General features: G+C 71.4%; 13 protein-coding genes. 5 read left to right on the top strand and 8 right to left on the bottom strand.

Translation table 11 applies throughout. The features are described 5' to 3' along the window. Window positions 1–9: 9 nt before the first annotated feature. Together ND450_RS12270 and ND450_RS12265 are read right to left on the bottom strand one after the other, a co-directional pair. Window positions 10–996, bottom strand: a complete 987-nt coding sequence (locus ND450_RS12270) for a DUF5914 domain-containing protein (protein ID WP_371927695.1) — start codon at window positions 994–996, stop codon at window positions 10–12. Next, window positions 986–1,912 (bottom strand): phytoene/squalene synthase family protein, encoded by a 927-nt coding sequence (locus tag ND450_RS12265; protein WP_089918233.1) that lies wholly within the window; start codon window positions 1,910–1,912, stop codon window positions 986–988. The genes ND450_RS12270 and ND450_RS12265 overlap by 11 nt, the downstream gene beginning before the upstream one ends. 144 nt (window positions 1,913–2,056) lie before the next feature. Here ND450_RS12265 and ND450_RS12260 point away from each other — a divergent pair, with 144 nt between their 5' ends. Genes ND450_RS12260 through ND450_RS12245 form a run of 4 tightly spaced genes read left to right on the top strand, consistent with a single transcriptional unit; the run spans window position 2,057 to window position 6,245 of the window. After that, entirely contained in the window at window positions 2,057–3,133 is a 1,077-nt protein-coding gene (locus tag ND450_RS12260; RefSeq protein WP_253326262.1) for a polyprenyl synthetase family protein, read from the top strand. Between the two features lie 17 nt (window positions 3,134–3,150). Next, complete coding sequence (gene crtI / locus ND450_RS12255) at window positions 3,151–4,611, top strand: phytoene desaturase family protein (protein WP_253327903.1); 1,461 nt, start codon at window positions 3,151–3,153, stop codon at window positions 4,609–4,611. Beyond that, window positions 4,608–4,862, top strand: coding sequence for a DUF3253 domain-containing protein (locus ND450_RS12250; protein ID WP_253326261.1), 255 nt, complete (start codon window positions 4,608–4,610; stop codon window positions 4,860–4,862). Before crtI ends, ND450_RS12250 begins: the two co-directional genes overlap by 4 nt. Window positions 4,863–4,871: 9 nt before the next feature. Beyond that, window positions 4,872–6,245 (top strand): alpha/beta hydrolase, encoded by a 1,374-nt coding sequence (locus ND450_RS12245; RefSeq protein ID WP_253326260.1) that lies wholly within the window; start codon window positions 4,872–4,874, stop codon window positions 6,243–6,245. On the opposite strand, the gene ND450_RS12240 is transcribed toward ND450_RS12245, so the two are convergent. From ND450_RS12240 to ND450_RS12225, 4 genes are read right to left on the bottom strand one after another with little or no spacing between them, the layout of a single operon-like run. Further along, the gene (locus tag ND450_RS12240) at window positions 6,220–7,572 is read right to left on the bottom strand and encodes a GH1 family beta-glucosidase (protein ID WP_253326259.1); all 1,353 of its coding nucleotides are present in this window, start codon (window positions 7,570–7,572) and stop codon (window positions 6,220–6,222) included. The genes ND450_RS12245 and ND450_RS12240 overlap by 26 nt on opposite strands. Window positions 7,573–7,587: 15 nt before the next feature. Continuing rightward, window positions 7,588–8,475 (bottom strand): carbohydrate ABC transporter permease, encoded by an 888-nt coding sequence (locus tag ND450_RS12235; protein ID WP_089918220.1) that lies wholly within the window; start codon window positions 8,473–8,475, stop codon window positions 7,588–7,590. 4 nt (window positions 8,476–8,479) lie between these two features. Then, window positions 8,480–9,391 carry a carbohydrate ABC transporter permease gene (locus ND450_RS12230; protein ID WP_253326258.1) on the bottom strand — a complete coding sequence of 304 codons (912 nt, stop codon included), beginning with the start codon at window positions 9,389–9,391 and terminating at the stop codon, window positions 8,480–8,482. An 18-nt stretch (window positions 9,392–9,409) separates the two neighbouring features. Next, window positions 9,410–10,666 carry an extracellular solute-binding protein gene (locus ND450_RS12225; protein ID WP_253326257.1) on the bottom strand — a complete coding sequence of 419 codons (1,257 nt, stop codon included), beginning with the start codon at window positions 10,664–10,666 and terminating at the stop codon, window positions 9,410–9,412. A 215-nt stretch (window positions 10,667–10,881) separates the two neighbouring features. Here ND450_RS12225 and ND450_RS12220 point away from each other — a divergent pair, with 215 nt between their 5' ends. Further along, window positions 10,882–11,916, top strand: coding sequence for a LacI family DNA-binding transcriptional regulator (locus ND450_RS12220; protein WP_253326256.1), 1,035 nt, complete (start codon window positions 10,882–10,884; stop codon window positions 11,914–11,916). Between the two features lie 223 nt (window positions 11,917–12,139). Here the strand turns inward: ND450_RS12220 and ND450_RS12215 are convergent, their stop codons facing one another. Beyond that, entirely contained in the window at window positions 12,140–12,928 is a 789-nt protein-coding gene (locus tag ND450_RS12215; RefSeq protein WP_253326255.1) for a hypothetical protein, read from the bottom strand. Between the two features lie 25 nt (window positions 12,929–12,953). Next, the gene (locus ND450_RS12210) at window positions 12,954–14,786 is read right to left on the bottom strand and encodes a sigma-70 family RNA polymerase sigma factor (RefSeq protein ID WP_253326254.1); all 1,833 of its coding nucleotides are present in this window, start codon (window positions 14,784–14,786) and stop codon (window positions 12,954–12,956) included. Window positions 14,787–14,864 lie beyond the last annotated feature (78 nt).

Raw genomic sequence — 14,864 nt, 5'->3', positions numbered from 1 at the left:
TCGACTCGCTCAGTCCGGGAAGCGACCCACCTGGCGCAGTGCGTACCGGCGTTCGGCGTAGGCGAGGTCGTCGCGCCACAACCGTGCCGCGGCCCAGCGCATGACCGGCCGCAACGCGCCCGCCGCAGGCCTGGCCAGCGCGAACCCGGGCCGTTCCGAGTGCGCGATGGTCGCCTCCACCACCGCCGTGCGACCGTCGCGGATGGGCGTCGCGTGGGTCTCGACGACGCTGCCCGCGCCCTCGCCCTCGACGATGTGCATCACGACCGTGCGCGGCTCCGGGCAGGTGAACGCGGCGATGACCGGCACGCCGACGCGGCCGGCGAGCCGGAACGTCACCTCCACCAGGAACCGGTCGTCCGCCTCCGTGGGCGTCTCCAGGACGTGCAGGTTCGCGAACGAGTAGGGGTGGAACCACGCGCCGTGCCACGGGTCGAGCCGGTTCGCGACCACGTCCTCCGGGTCGCAGCGGCCGATCAGCGTGGCCACCGCGTCGATCGACCCCGCCGGCGGCCGCTCGGGCAGCACCGGCGCGTCCAGCGGCTCCTCACCGCCCACCTTGTCGAGGCGGACCCACACCAGCACGCCGTCGTCGTGGGCGGGGTACGGCGTCCACGCGCCGAACCGCGTGCCGTCGAGCGCGAGCCCGTGCCAGCGGCAGATCAGCTTGCCCTCGGCCACCGCGCCGTCGCACAGCGGCGCGCCGAGGTGCGGGCACGAGCCGGACCCGGCCATCAGCACACCGTGGGGGCCGCGCCACAGCACGACCTCCTGGCCCGCGATGGTCCGGCCGCACGGCCTGCCCTTCACGACGTCACGGCTGGCGCCCGCGACGAACCAGTTGCCGGACGGCCGGGCGGTGGCGCGCTTGAGGGCCGCCTCGATCAGCGCGGGCTTGGCGTCCTGCCACGTCGGTCGCTGCTCGCGCCACGGCGGGCTGGAGTAGATCCGCAGCGGGATCCGGTCACGGATGGACTTGCGCTCTTCAGGCCGCACGGGCGAACACCGCCCTCGCCAGCGCGGGCAGGGCGACGGCGAGGCGCCTGCCGTTCGACACGACCACGCGCCGCGACAGCACGTCGCAGTCCGCGCCCTCGACGAGGTCGAGGATCCGCCCGTACAGGCGGTAGGCGGTGAGCACGCACGGCCGCGACCGCGGCGCGAGCATGCCGATGCCCGGCCAGGCCCGGTCGTAGTGCTCCCGCGCCCGGCGCACCTGGTCGCGCAGGGCGGCCCGGACCTGCTGGTCGGCGTGGCCGGCGGCGCGGGCGTGCAGCAGGCGCTCGCGGTCCACACCGAACTCCGCGAGCTCGTCCGCGGGCAGGTACACCCGGCCGCGGTCGAGGTCCTCGCCGACGTCGCGGATGAAGTTCGTGAGCTGGAAGGCGACGCCGAGGGCCGCGGCGGCCGGCTCTGCCTCCTCCCTCGGGACGCTCGTGCCGAGCACCGGGAGCACCTGCAGACCGATCACCGCGGCGGAACCGTGGACGTACCGGTCCAGATCGGCATAGGTGGGGTAGTCGGTGACCGTGAGATCCATCCGCATCGACGCCATGAAGTCCTGGAAGTGCTGGACCGGGATGTCGTAGCGGTGCACCGTGTCGATCAGCGCCGCCAGCACCGGGTCGTCCGTCGCGCCCGCGGCCAGGGCGGCCTGCAGGCGTGCGTCGATCGCACCGAGCTCGGCGACCTTCTCGTCGATTCCACTGTGGACGTCGTCGACGACGTCGTCCACCCACCGGGCGAACCCGTACAGGGCGTGCACGGCGGGCCGTTGCTCCGCACCGAGCAACCTCGTTGCGAGGTAATAGGTCCGGCCGTGCAGAGCGTTGAGCTCGCGGCAGCGCCGGTACGCGTCGCGCAACGCCGGCGAGGTGATCCCCGCGGCGTCCAGTTCGCGTTCAGCCGACATCAGCGGTCCTTTCCGCGGAGTGAGTGCCTCCACGCTAAGTCCGCGAGTTGCCCTCCGCACAACGGCGGCTCTCATCATGCAGACCCGTCACGGCGCTGCTTAGCTCGAACGACCGAACGCCCCTCGACTCCCAAGGGAACGCCGATGTCGCTGCTGACCAGCGTGGACGCCCGCACGTCGCAGGTGGACGACTTCCGCGTCCTGCTCGACGAGGCACTGCACGACTTCCTGCGCGCGAGGCAGGACCTGGCCCCTGAGCTCGCCGCCGAGCTGCGCGGGCTGATCCTGGCCGGGGGCAAGAGGATGAGGCCCACCTTCGCGTGGTGGGGCTGGCGCGCCGCGGGAGGCGCGCCGCCGGTGGACGCCGTGGTGCGGGCGATGGTGGCCCTCGAACTGCTGCAGTGCTGCGCGCTGGTGCACGACGACGTGATGGACCGCTCGGCGACCAGGCGGGGCAAACCGTCGGTGCACGAGTCGTTCGCCGCGCGGCACCGGCGGGAGCGCTGGGCCGGGAGCGCGCGCCAGTACGGCGACTCGGCGGCGGTGCTGGTCGGTGACCTGGCGCTGGCCTGGGCCGACGACGCGCTGGTGACGGCCGGTCTGCCCGCCGACGCCCTGGTCCGCGCCTGGGGCCCGTGGCAGGCGATGCGCACCGAGATGATCATGGGGCAGCACCTGGACCTCCTCGGCGTCGCCCGGCGCGAGGAGTCGCTGGAGGCCGCCATCCGCGTGGCCGCGCTGAAGACCGCGGCCTACACCGTGGAACGGCCATTGCACCTCGGGGCGGCGCTCGCGGGCGCGGATGAGAACGTCGTGGACGCCCTGCGCGCGTACGGGCACGACATCGGTGTGGCGTTCCAGCTGAGGGACGACCTGATGGGCGTGTTCGGCGACTCCACGCTCACCGGCAAGCCGGTGGGGGAGGATCTGAGGGAGGGCAAGCGGACGCCGCTGATGTCGATCGCCCTCTCCCGCGCGCAGGGAAAGCCGGCGGCGCAGAGGTTGCTGCGGCGGTGCCTGGAGAGCGGGGCCGTGAGCGAGCGGACCGTGCACGACGTGTGCGCGTTGCTCGTGGAGCTCGGAGCGGTCGCGGCCGTGGAGAAGCACATCGAGATGCTGGCGGCGTCGGGGGTGGCGGCGCTGGAGCGCACGGCCATCGACGACGATGCCCGGCGTGAGCTGGTGCGTCTCGCCGGCCGCGCTGTGAAGCGAACGACCTGAGCGGGGGAACGCAAGTGGTGCACGTGGTGAAAGGCCGTACCGACCGAGTGGTGGTCGTCGGTGCCGGTCTGTCGGGGTTGTCGGCGGCGCTGCACCTGCGCGGCGCGGGCCACGAGGTGACCGTCGTCGAACGGCATCCGCACCCCGGCGGGCTCGCGGGCCGTCTCGACGTGGACGGCCACCGGATCGACACCGGGCCGACCGTGCTCACCATGCCGGAGTTGCTGGACGACGCCTTCGCGGCGGTGGGCCACAGGCGCGAGGACCACCTCGAGCTGCTGCCGCTGCACCCCGCCTACCGCGCGGCGTTCGCCGACGGCACGGCGCTCGACGTGCACACCGACGCGGACCGCATGGAGCAGGCGGTCCGCGAGTTCGCGGGAGACCGCGAGGCGCAGGGGTACCGCGACCTGCGGGAGTGGCTGTCGAAGCTCTACGAGGTGGAGCGCGAGAAGTTCATCGGCGCGAGTTTCGACTCGCCGCTGGACCTCGTCGGACCCGATCTGGTGAAACTCACCCGGCTCGGCGGCTTCGGCTCGCTGGCCAAGGCGGTGGGGCGTTTCCTGAAGGACGACCGGCTCCAGCGCGTGTTCACGTTCCAGGCGCTCTACGCCGGCGTCGCACCGAAGGACGCGCTCGCCGCCTACGCCGTCATCGCCTACATGGACACCATCGCGGGCGTGTGGTTCCCGCGCGGCGGAATGCGCGCCGTGCCGCAGGCCTTGGCCGACGCCGCCTCCTCGGCCGGGGTGGAGTTCCACTACGGCGTGGAGGTGGAGTCGCTGGAACGGGTCGGCAACCGGGTGAACGCCGTGCGCACGGCCGACGCGCGCATCCCTTGTGACGCCGTCGTCCTGGCCACCGGTCCGGCCCAGAGCGCCCGGCTGCTGCACGGCAGGCCGCGCCGGGTCGTGCCGCTGCGGTGGTCGCCGTCCGCGGTGGTCGTGCACCTCAGCGCGAGCCGGGTGGCGGACGACCTCGCCCACCACACGATCTCCTTCGGCGACAGGTGGGACGGCACGTTCGACGAGATCGTCCGCAGGGGCGAGCTGATGAGCGACCCGTCGTTGCTCCTCACCACGCCCACGCTGACCGATCCCGCGCTGGCACCCGAGGGCAGGCACCTGCAGTACCTGCTCGCGCCCTGCCCGAACCTCGACGTCGCCCCGCTGCGCTGGGACGCGCTGGCGCAGCGGTACGCCGAGGAGATCATCGGCGAGATGTCCGCGCGCAAGCTCCTCGTCGACGCCGAGCCCCTGGCCGTGGTGACACCGGACGACTGGGCGCGCGACGGCCAGGCCGCCGGGACGCCGTTCTCCGCCGCCCACACGTTCGCCCAGACAGGGCCGTTCCGGCCGGGCAACCTGCCGTTCCGCGACGGGAACGTGGTGCTGGCGGGCAGCGGGACCACGCCGGGCGTCGGCATTCCGCCGGTGCTGATCTCCGGCCGGCTGGCGGCCGAACGGCTGCGTCGGTGAGCACGGTCGCGCAGCGGCTGGAGCGGGCGATCCTCGACCTGCTGGAGGCGCGTGGCCCTGGCAAGTCGATCTGCCCGTCCGAGGCCGCGCGTGCCGTCGGGGACGAGGGGTGGCGCGACCTCATGGAACCGGCGCGGGAGGTCGCGCGGGAGTTGGCGGCGCAGGGGCGGGTCGTGGTCACCAGCGGGGAGACGGTGCTGTCGCCCGCTGACGACTGGAAGGGCCCTGTGCGGATTCGCCCCGTCCCCTAGGGTGGGGCGATGAGGCGGGCGCTGGCGACATCCCTGGCTGCTGTGGTCCTGATCATCTCCGCCGGTGCGGTACACGCCGAACCAGCGCCATCCCTCGGCTGGGCGCCGTGCCCGGACAACCCCGAGGGCCAGTGCGGCACGCTGAGCGTGCCGCTCGACTGGAAGAAGCCGGACGGCCCGCGGATCGACCTCGCGATCGCGCGCCACCAGGCCACCGATCCGGCGCGACGGCTCGGTGTGCTGCTGGTCGACCCCGGCGGACCCGGTGGTTCCGCGGCGGAGTTCGCGCTGTCCGGCCTGTTCAGCCCCGAGGTCCGCGCCCGGTTCGACATCGTCGGCGTCGACCAGCGGGGCACGGGCGGCAGCCTGGCGATCCGGTGCGCCGACCTGGTGGCCGGGGGACCGTCGATCCACCCGCGGGACGCGGCCGGGTTCACGGAGTTGTTGCGGCACAACCAGAACGTGCTCGCGCAGTGCCGTGAGCGCAGCGGGCCGGTCTTCGACCACGCCGACGGCGCCACCGTGGCGCGGGACCTCGACGCGGCCCGGCGGGCGCTCGGGGAACGGAAGATCAGCTACTTCGGCCTGTCGTACGGCACGACGTTCGGCCAGACGTACGCCGAGCTGTTCGGCCGCAACGTCCGGGCGATGGTCCTCGACAGCGTCGTCGACCACAGCGCGGAACTCCGGCGGTTCGTCGGAGATCGGGCGGTGGCCTCGGACGACTCGTTCCGGGAGTTCGAGAAGTGGTGTGCGGGAACGACCTCCTGCGCACTGCACGGACAGGACGTCCGCGCTGCCTGGGAGGCGGCGCTGGTGAGGGCCGACGCCCGGCCGGGTGGACGGCAGGGCCTGCTCGACAGCATGTACTTCGCGTTGCGCGGGCCGGACTGGTTCTCCGCGGCGGACCTGATCACGGGCGGCCCGTCGGTGCGCACGCAGGCCTTCGAGCCCAACTACGAGTCGGTCCGTCTCGCTTCCGTCTGCCAGGACTTCTCGTTGCGCATCAAGGACTTCCGCGAGTACGAACGGATGCGGGTCGAGGAGCTGCGCCGCGCGCCGATCATGCGCGGCAGCTTCCTCGGCCACGACGAGGCCACCGCGTGCATCGGCGTTCCCGGGAAGCCCGCGAACCCGCCCCACCGCCTCGACCTCGGTGACGCGCCGAAGATCATGGTCATCAACTCGAAGTACGACCCGACCACTCCGCACGAGTGGGCTGTCAACATCAAGAGGCAGGCACCGCGCAACACGGCGTTGCTCACCTACGAGGGCTGGGGTCACATCGCCTACCCGCGCAGTGCCTGCACCCGGACGAACGTCGACGACTACCTGCTCGAGCTGAGGACGCCCGCGGTCAGCTGCCCCGCCGTGCCTCAGTGATGAAGTCGCGGTACCAGCGGTAACTGGCGCGCGGAGTGCGTTGCAGCGTCTGGTAGTCGACGTGCACGAGCCCGAACCGGTGCTTGTAGCCGTGCGCCCACTCGAAGTTGTCGAGCAGTGACCAGCAGAAGTAGCCGCGCAGGCCGACGTCCGCGGCCTGCGCCGCCGCGATGTGGTCGCGCAGGTAGGCGATGCGGTCGGTGTCCTCGAACCCGTCCACGTCGGGGAAGACGCAGCCGTTCTCGGTGACGTAGATCGGCGGCAGATCGGGGTGCCGGGCCTTGAGGTCCGCGAGCGCGGTCGTCATGCCGACCGGTTCCACCGGCCAGCCCATGCCCGTGCGCGGCACGTCCGGGAGCTGGGTCGTGTCGACGCCGATGTCGTGGGCCGTGCGCTTGGCCGGGTCCGGCTCGCGGTGCGGGGCGTCGGCGACGTGCAGCCGGTAGTAGTAGTTGAGGCCGACGTAGTCGAGCGGCTCGCCGATGATCGCGAGGTCGCCGTCCTGCTGGAACGAGAAGTCGGTGATGTCGCCGAACATCGAGGTCAGCTCGGCCGGGTAGACCCCGCCGAACAGCGGGTCGGAGAACTGCCGGCGCAGCAGGACGTCCTGGCGGGTCGCCGCGGCGACGTCGGCGGGGGAGTCCGTGACCGGCACGGTCGGGGACTGGTTCAGCACGATGCCGAACTCCTGCTCCGCCAGCCCGTTCGCCCGCATCGACTGCACGGCGAGGCCGTGGCCCAGCAGCAGGTGGTGCACCGCCGCGAGCGCGCCGTGGCCCTCGCGCGCGCCGGGGGCGTGCCGGCCTTCGCCGTAGCCCACGATCGACGAGCAGTACGGCTCGTTGAGCGTGGTCCACTTCCGCACGACGTCCCCGAGCGCCTCGTGCACCAGCGCCGCGTAGTCGGCGAACCGGTGGGACGTGTCGCGGTCGCGCCACCCGCCCCGGTCCTCGAGCGCCTGCGGCAGGTCCCAGTGGTAGAGCGTCAGGAACGGCTCGATGCCCCTGCCCAGCAGGGCTTCGACGAGCCGGCGGTAGAAGTCGAGGCCGCGCTGCTCGACCTTGCCGCGGCCCTCGGGCAGGATTCGGGACCACGACACCGAGAACCGGTACGAGTCGACGCCCAGGTCCGCGAGCAGGGCGACGTCCTCGGCCCAGCGGTGGTAGTGGTCCGCCGCCACGTCCCCGGTGTCGCCGGCCGCGACGGCACCGGGGACCTGCGAGAAGGTGTCCCAGATGGACGGACCGCGGCCGTCGAGCGCGGCCGCTCCCTCGATCTGGTAGGCCGAGGTCGCCACGCCCCAGCGAAAGCCGTCCGGAAAGCTCACAACAGTCTCCAACCCTCAGCCCTTGACGGCGCCCGACATGATGCCGCCGACGATCTGGCGGCCGAACAACAGGAACACGGCCAGCACGGGCACCGTGCCGATCGTCGCGGCGGTCAGCACCAGCGTGTAGTCGGTGGTGTAACCGCTGGCCAAAGTGGACAGAGCGGTCTGGACGGTGGGGTTCTCCGGCGTGAGCACCACCAGCGGCCAGAAGAAGTCGTTCCACGCCTGCATGAACGTGAACAGGCCGAGCACGGCCGCCGCCGGGCGCGCCGCGGGTAGTGCGACATGCCAGAACAGCCGCAACGAGTGGCAGCCGTCCATCCGGCCCGCCTCCAGCAGCTCGTCCGGGATCGCCCGCTCGAAGTACTGGCGCATGAAGAACACGCCGAACGCGGTGACGAGCCCCGGCACGATCACCGCGTGGATCTCGCCGGCCCAGCCGAACTCGGCCATCATCATGTAGAGCGGAATGATGCCGAGCTCGGTCGGGATCGCCTGCGTGCCGATGATCAGCAGCAGCAACACGTTGCGGCCGCGGAACTTCAGCTTGGCGAACGCGAAGCCCGCGAGCGTCGAGAACAGCACCACCGAGACGGTCACGGTGCCCGACACGACGATCGAGTTCAGCAACGCGAGCGCGAAGTCGGTGGTGTCGAAGACGCGGGCGATGTTCGCGAAGAGGTTGCCGCCCGGCACCAGGACCGGCGGCACGCTGTCGATCGCGTCCGGTGTCTGCGACGACACCACGAACGACCAGTAGACGGGGAAGGCGGACCCGGCCAGCACGGCGATCAGGGCGGCGTAGGTCCACGGCCCGGCCACGCGCCTGGCCAGCCTGCGCGCCTTCGTGGCGGGGCCGGTGGGCCCGGCCTGCGCGGGGCGTTCCAGCACAGCGGTCATGGGGTCACTCCGTCCGGATCCGTTTGGTCACCAGGTAACCGATCCCGGCGACGATGACGGTGGCGATGGCCAGCACGACCGCGATCGACGAGCTGTAGCCGAAGTCGTACTTCGTGAAGCCCTGCTCGTAGAGGTACAGCGCGGCGGTCTGGAACTGCCGGTCCGACCCGCCCGTCGCGGCCGCGGCGCCGGGGTTGAACAGCAGCGGCTCGGCGAGCAGGCGCATGTTGCCGGTGGTCGCGATGATCGTCGTGAAGATGATCTGCGGCCGCAGCAGCGGAACCGTGATGCGCCAGAACTGCTGCCTGCCGCTCGCCCCGTCCAGGGTGGCCGCCTCGTACAACGACGACGAGATCGCCTGCATCGACGCCAGGAAGATCAGCGCGTGGTAGCCGGTCCAGCGCCACACCACCATCACCGCGATCGCGATGTGCGAGGACGCCGTGCCCGCCTGCCAGTCGATCTGGCCCGCGCCGAAGAGGCCCAGCAGCCAGTTGAACAGGCCGAAGTCGCGCCCGAACAGCTGCGCGAAGATGATCGTCACCGCCGCCACCGAGGTGATGTTCGGCAGGATCACGCCCATCCGGAACAGCGTGCGGGTGCGGACCTTGCGGTTGAGCAGCTGCGCGATGAACAGCGCGAACAGGATCTGCGGAACCGTCGTCAGGAGCCACAGGCTGAGCGTGTTGCCCATGGCGTTCCAGAAGTACGGGTCCGCCATCAGCTTCGCGTAGTTGTCGAACCAGATGATCCGCGCCGCGGCCTCGTCGAGGAGGTTGCGCTCCTGCAACGAGACCCAGATGGTGTAGAGCAGGGGGAACAGCCCGAAGACACCGAAGATCAGGAAGTACGGCGCCACGTACCCGTACGGCGCGAACTTCGTGTCCCAGCGGTGCCTCCGGGTCGCCTTGTCCATCAAGACCATGTCAGCGCGTCACTTCTGCACGTCGCCGACGAACTGGTTCCACGAGTCCTGACCGTTCTGCTTGCCCTGCTCGACGCGCTGCATGGCGTTGCCGATCGCGGTCTGGATGTCGCCCGCCTTCGGGCCCTGGTACTGCGGGTTCAGCTTCTTCGCCGCGTCGGTGAACAGCTTGCCGATCGGGGCGTCGTTGAAGTACGGGTTCTTGTACTCCACGATGGACGGGTCCTCGTACAGCTTCGGGATGGACGGCAGCAGCCCGGCGCTCTTGAACACCTTGGCCTGCTGCTCGGGCGCGGTCAGCCACGCCGCCAGCTCCACGGCCTTGTCGACGTTCTTGCCGGACTTGGGAACCGTGAGGTACGAGCCGCCCCAGTTGCCGCCACCGCCGGGCACGGACGTGACGTCCCACTTGCCCGCGGCCTCCGGACCGGCCTGGTCCTTGATCTTGGCCATCTGCCAGGCGGGGCACGTGACCGTCGCGAACTGGCCCTGCTTGAAGCCGGTGTTCCAGACGGGCGTCGAGTACAGCAGCTTGGACGACAGGCCCGAGTTCACGCCGTCGACCACGAGGTCCCAGCCGGCCTTGATCTCCTTGTTGTCGCCCACGACGATCTTGTCGGTCTTGTCGTAGTAGCCGACGCTCGCCTGCCCGACGATCGCGTTGAGGACGGTCGGGCCGCCGTCGAACCACTTGACGCCCTCGGGCGCCTTCTCCTGGAACTTCTTGCCCGCGGCCATGAAGTCCTGCCAGGTCGGCCAGAGCGCGGCGACCTGGTCGCGGTCAGCCGGCAGCCCCGCGTTCTGCAGCAGGTCGCGGCGGTAGCAGATGGCGAGGCCGCCGACGTCCGTGCCGTAGCCGATCTGCTTGCCGTCCTTGCTGAGCGAACCCTCCCACTTCCACGGCAGCCAGCGGTCCTTCAGCTGGTCACCGCCCTTGGTGTTGAGGTCGACGAACTTGTCCGGCGTGGCCTTGAACTGGTTGATGTAGCCGGTGTCGACGGCCTCGATGTCCGCGGCACCACTGCTGGTGGCGAGGTGCGCGGCGAGGTTCTTGTGGTGGTCGGAGTAGGAGGCGGTGCGGTCCGAGATCTCGACGTCGGGGTGCGCGGCGGCGTACTCCTTGAGTAGTTCGGCGTACCCGAAGTTGCCGAACAACCCGATGGTCAGCTTGGTCTTGCCACCGGACGCGGTGCCACTGCCGCAACCGCTGAGCACCAGCGCTGTCGCCAGCGCGGCGCAGCCGAGTGCGAGTGCTTTGGGGCGCATTTTCCAGGCCTCCGTTGGTTTTTGGGCGCGCTGAAGCAGGAGAAGTGGTTCTCCGGAAGAGGTGCGGCGCGAATGTGTGGCGCCTATGACAGCGGGGTTACGCGGGGCACGTCAAGTAACGAAACGATAACACACTCTGTGGAGGTAGCCGTTTGACGTGGATAACTGCTGCTCGTAAGGTCCATGTAACCGCTTACGGTCAATCAGGAGGTCCGATGGCGACCGGGCGAGAGATCGCCCAGCTCTGCGGCGTGTCCGTGGCGACGGTGTCGCGCGTCTTCAACCAGCCGGAAACGGTCAACGAGGAGACGCGGGAACGCGTGCTGCGCGTCGCGAAGGAGCTGGACTACCGGCCGAACGAGTCGGCCCGCGCGTTGTCGACGAAGCAGTCGACGATGATCGGCCTCGTCTGGGACACCGACCACCGCAGGCCGGGCTGGCGCCACCCGTACCTGCAGGACCTGTTGATAGGCCTCAAATCGGCGTTGAGCGCGCACGGCTACCACCTGCTGATGCTCGCGACGAGCGGCGACGCCCGCGAGGTCGGCGCCTCGCTCGCCGACCCGGTCGGCTACGTCAACCTGACCCGCCGCCACCACCTCGGCGGCCTGGTCCTGATCGACAGCGGCTCGGACGCCGAGGCCTTCGAGGCCTTCGCGCAGTCAGGGGTCCCGTGCGTCGCACTGGACGTCGCCGTCGACGGCCCCCGCGCCACGTACGTCACGTCGGACAACTCCGGCGGCGCGCGGTCGGCCGTCCAGCACCTCCTGGGGCTGGGGCACACGCGGATCGCCACGATCACCGGCCCTGTCGGCAACCAGCCGTCCGAGGCCCGTCTTTCGGGCTACCGGGCGGCTCTGCACGAGGCCGGCGTGCCGGCGCGCGACGAGTACGTGGTCGCCGGTGACTTCTACCGAGCCAGCGGAACCGCCGCGCTGCACCGCCTTCTGGCGTTGCCCGAGCCGCCCACGGCGGTGCTGGCGGCGAGCGACGAGATGGCCGTCGGCGCGCTGCTGGCCGCCCGTGCGGCCGGCGTGCGGGTGCCGGAGGACCTGGCGGTGGTGGGGTTCGACGACATCGAGATCGCGTCGGTGGTGGAACCGGCGTTGACGACGGTGGCGCAGGACAAGCCGGGGTTCGGGGTGGCGGCGGCGAAGGCGATCATGGCGATGATCACCGGGAATGAGCGGGAGGAGCCGGTGGTGCTGCCTACGCGGCTGGTGGTGCGGGGGTCTTGCGGGGCGGGTTAGGGGAAGCGGGTCGCGCGGGCCGGGCTGGGGCGGAGTGGGCGGTGTCGGGCTGGCGCGCCGGGCCCAGGAAGTGGGCGCGGTGCCGGGGTCGTGCGGGCCGGGTTCGGGGAGCGGGGCGAGGCGGGCAGGGGAGTGCGGTGTCGCGGCGGTGGGCAGGCCGCCCGGCACCAGCACTCGGTGCACGACGACCACGCCGGGCGTCAGACGCTCACCACACCACGACTCACGACACCACGAACGGGTGCGCCCGCGTCCAGTCGTCCACGTGGAACGGTGAGCCACCGCTCGCCCGGGCCGCGTGCGCGACCACCCCGCCCGGCAACGTCGCCTCGGTCATCCCCAACCGCCCCCGGTAGTCCTCCACGAACGCCGCCGCCACCTCGCCCGCACCCAAACCGGGCACGTAGTCGGCCAGCCCCGCGATGGAACTCTCCCGCAGGTCGTTCCCCAGGGCCTTCGACACGTCCGCGAGCACCGCGCGCACCCGGTCCGACACCCCGACCTGGACGACGGTGCTGAACAACGAACCGGTCGAGGTCACGCGCTGCGCCGAGCCCACGACCTTGGTGTCGCCGCCGACGTTGATGCTGTACTCGCCGGGGCAGTACTCGCCGTCCACCTCGCCGATGCGGGCGTCGACGTCCCCCAGTCCCCGCAGCACCCGGACGTGGCTCTCTGCGTTCGCCGCGAAGGTCGCGCTGCCCGCGTGGCGGATGTCCGTGGTGCTGTCGAGGTGGTCGATCACCACGGCACCGCTGTCGTAGGCGACCATCCGCCCGCCCGGCGACCTGACCACCGGCTCGAAGCCCGCCGCGCGGGCGACCTCGGTGGCGTCGGCGATGCCGGGTGAGCGGAGGTCGCGGCCGCTGAACGCGACCGTAGGGCCTTGCGGCACGTAGATGTGGACGAGCTGGGCCCACGGTGCGTTCGGGGTGCGCAGCAGCAGCGCCGGGATCAGCAGTTCGGTGATCGCGGTCCCGGCGCTTCCGGACACCAGCAGGTTCTCGGCCACGCCGTGATTCTCGACCACGGTGCCGTCAGCCCGCCTCCCGGTACGCCGCTCCCGCCTGGTTCGGGGTGCCGCCGGGTGCGTAGAGGCCGGTGCCGGGCTTCTCCGCGGGCAGCGCGAACCACGCATAGCGCTCGACGTAGGGGAGTCCCTCCATCATGGCGCTCGAGCCGCGGGCGAACGCGGCCAGCTGGTCCTGGGTCGGGAAGCGGGCGGTGCCGCCGGAGAAGTCGATCAGCGCGTACTCGGTGAGCCAGATCGGCTTGCCGTAGCGGGCGTGCACGGCCGAGAGGTAGTTCTTCAGGTGGCCGACGGCCGCCTCGCTGAAGTCCGAGCCGTACCAGTGCACCGCGATGAAGTCGACGCGCAGGCCGCGTTGCGCCGCGCCGGTCATGAACCTGTCGAGCCAGCCGCCGGCCTTGTCGCCGCTGTGCGCGACGGCGGGGCTGCCGAGGCGCAGTCCGGTCGCCTGCAGCTTCGGCCACAGGTCGAGTGCCTGCTCGGGGGTCATGTTGGCCTGGTCGGGGAAGTCCGGCTCGTTGAACCCGAGCAGCACCTTGCCGTTCGCCTTCGCGCGGGCGAGGGTCGCGTCGTCGGTGGACTTCGTGCCCCAGATCATCGGCACGAACTCGACGTTCGGCGGCGTCGGGATGCCGTCGGGCTGCGCGGCCCAGTTGTAGTACCAGCCCGCGCGGACGTCGGTGAGCGCCTTGCCGACGCCGTCGAAGTTCCAGGTGCTCACGCCCTTCTTCACCGACGCCGTCGCGGGGATCGCGGGCGGCGGCACGGGCTTGGGGGCCGTGGTGGTCGTCGCCGGCGCGGAGGAAGAAGTGGACGAAGGTGTCGTCGTGGGAGGCGGGGTCGTCGTGGTCGTGGCCTCCGAGGAGGTGACGGCGATCGGGCCGGCGGCGGGCTTCTCACCCGACGGCAGCACGGCGACCACGATGCCCGTGACGAGCACGGTCGCCGCCGCGGCGGCCAGCACCTTGGCCGTCGCGCTCTGCAGGAACAGGCCCGCCTTGCCCGCGGTCACCGGGGCCGCGCCGGCCGGGGAGACCTGCGCGGTCACCAGCGTGGCCGGGTCGAGGCCGAACCCGAACGCGGCCGGCAGCGGCACCAGCGGCAGGCGGGCGAGCAGGCCCTCGACGGACGCCAGGTCGTGCCCGCAGCGCTCGCAGCGGACGCAGTCGCGGCTGTGCCGGGCGATCCGCTTGCGCCACAACGGGCTGGGCACGCCGTCCCACTCCGCGACGACGTAGGCCAGGTCGGGACAGCGCGGTGTGCGCTCGAGCGTCCGCACGACGATGCGCGCGGCGTCGAGCTGGGCCTTGACCCGCTGCACGCGCACGGCCGTGTGCTGGGTGGTCAGCTCCAGCGCGTTCGCCACCTCCGCGCGGGTCAGCCGCCCGGCCGCCTCCAGCCACCACAGCGACAGCAGCTCGCGCTCGTCCTCGCTGAGCCAGCGGGTGGCCGTGACGACCTCGCGGCGCTGCCCGGACAGCTGCAGCCGCATGATCGTGAGGTCGACGAAGTCCGCACCCGGATCGGCGACGTCCTCCGGCACCGGACCGGTGATCGGCACGCGCTGGTGCTCGCGGTGCCGCAGCCGGATCTGGTTCATCGCGATCACGACGAGCCACGACCGGAACCCGGCGGGGTCGCGCAGGCCGGGCAGCCCGTGCACCGCCCTGAGCATGGTCTCCTGGACCACGTCGTCGGTGTCGGGGTGCCCGCCCAGCGCGTGCCCGACGATGTTGTAGACCAGTGGCAGGTATCCGCTCACCAGGTCGTCCAACGCGCGCTGGTCGCCGTCGCGCGCGGCCACCACCGTCGCGACGCCGGGTTCCTCCGGTGCTGCCATGCCCACCTCACCTGCCGGTCCGCTGTCTCCTGACCAGGAGATGCGGGATGCATCCGGCGATAACAGAAATTTCTCGGG

The sequence above is a fragment of the Lentzea sp. HUAS12 genome (assembly GCF_024125735.1).
Taxonomy (GTDB): domain Bacteria; phylum Actinomycetota; class Actinomycetes; order Mycobacteriales; family Pseudonocardiaceae; genus Lentzea; species Lentzea albida.
This window is presented reverse-complemented; position numbering and strand designations above follow the sequence as displayed.

Bases quoted from the DNA above. Each gene is read 5' to 3' on its own strand.
- ND450_RS12265 (WP_089918233.1), bottom strand. From the start codon at position 1,912: ATGTCGGCTGAACGCGAACTGGACGCCGCGGGGATCACCTCGCCGGCG.
- ND450_RS12260 (WP_253326262.1), top strand. From the start codon at position 2,057: ATGTCGCTGCTGACCAGCGTGGACGCCCGCACGTCGCAGGTGGACGAC.
- ND450_RS12245 (WP_253326260.1), top strand. From the start codon at position 4,872: ATGAGGCGGGCGCTGGCGACATCCCTGGCTGCTGTGGTCCTGATCATC.
- ND450_RS12235 (WP_089918220.1), bottom strand. From the start codon at position 8,475: ATGACCGCTGTGCTGGAACGCCCCGCGCAGGCCGGGCCCACCGGCCCC.
- ND450_RS12230 (WP_253326258.1), bottom strand. From the start codon at position 9,391: ATGGACAAGGCGACCCGGAGGCACCGCTGGGACACGAAGTTCGCGCCG.
- ND450_RS12225 (WP_253326257.1), bottom strand. From the start codon at position 10,666: ATGCGCCCCAAAGCACTCGCACTCGGCTGCGCCGCGCTGGCGACAGCG.
- ND450_RS12220 (WP_253326256.1), top strand. From the start codon at position 10,882: ATGGCGACCGGGCGAGAGATCGCCCAGCTCTGCGGCGTGTCCGTGGCG.
- ND450_RS12210 (WP_253326254.1), bottom strand. From the start codon at position 14,786: ATGGCAGCACCGGAGGAACCCGGCGTCGCGACGGTGGTGGCCGCGCGC.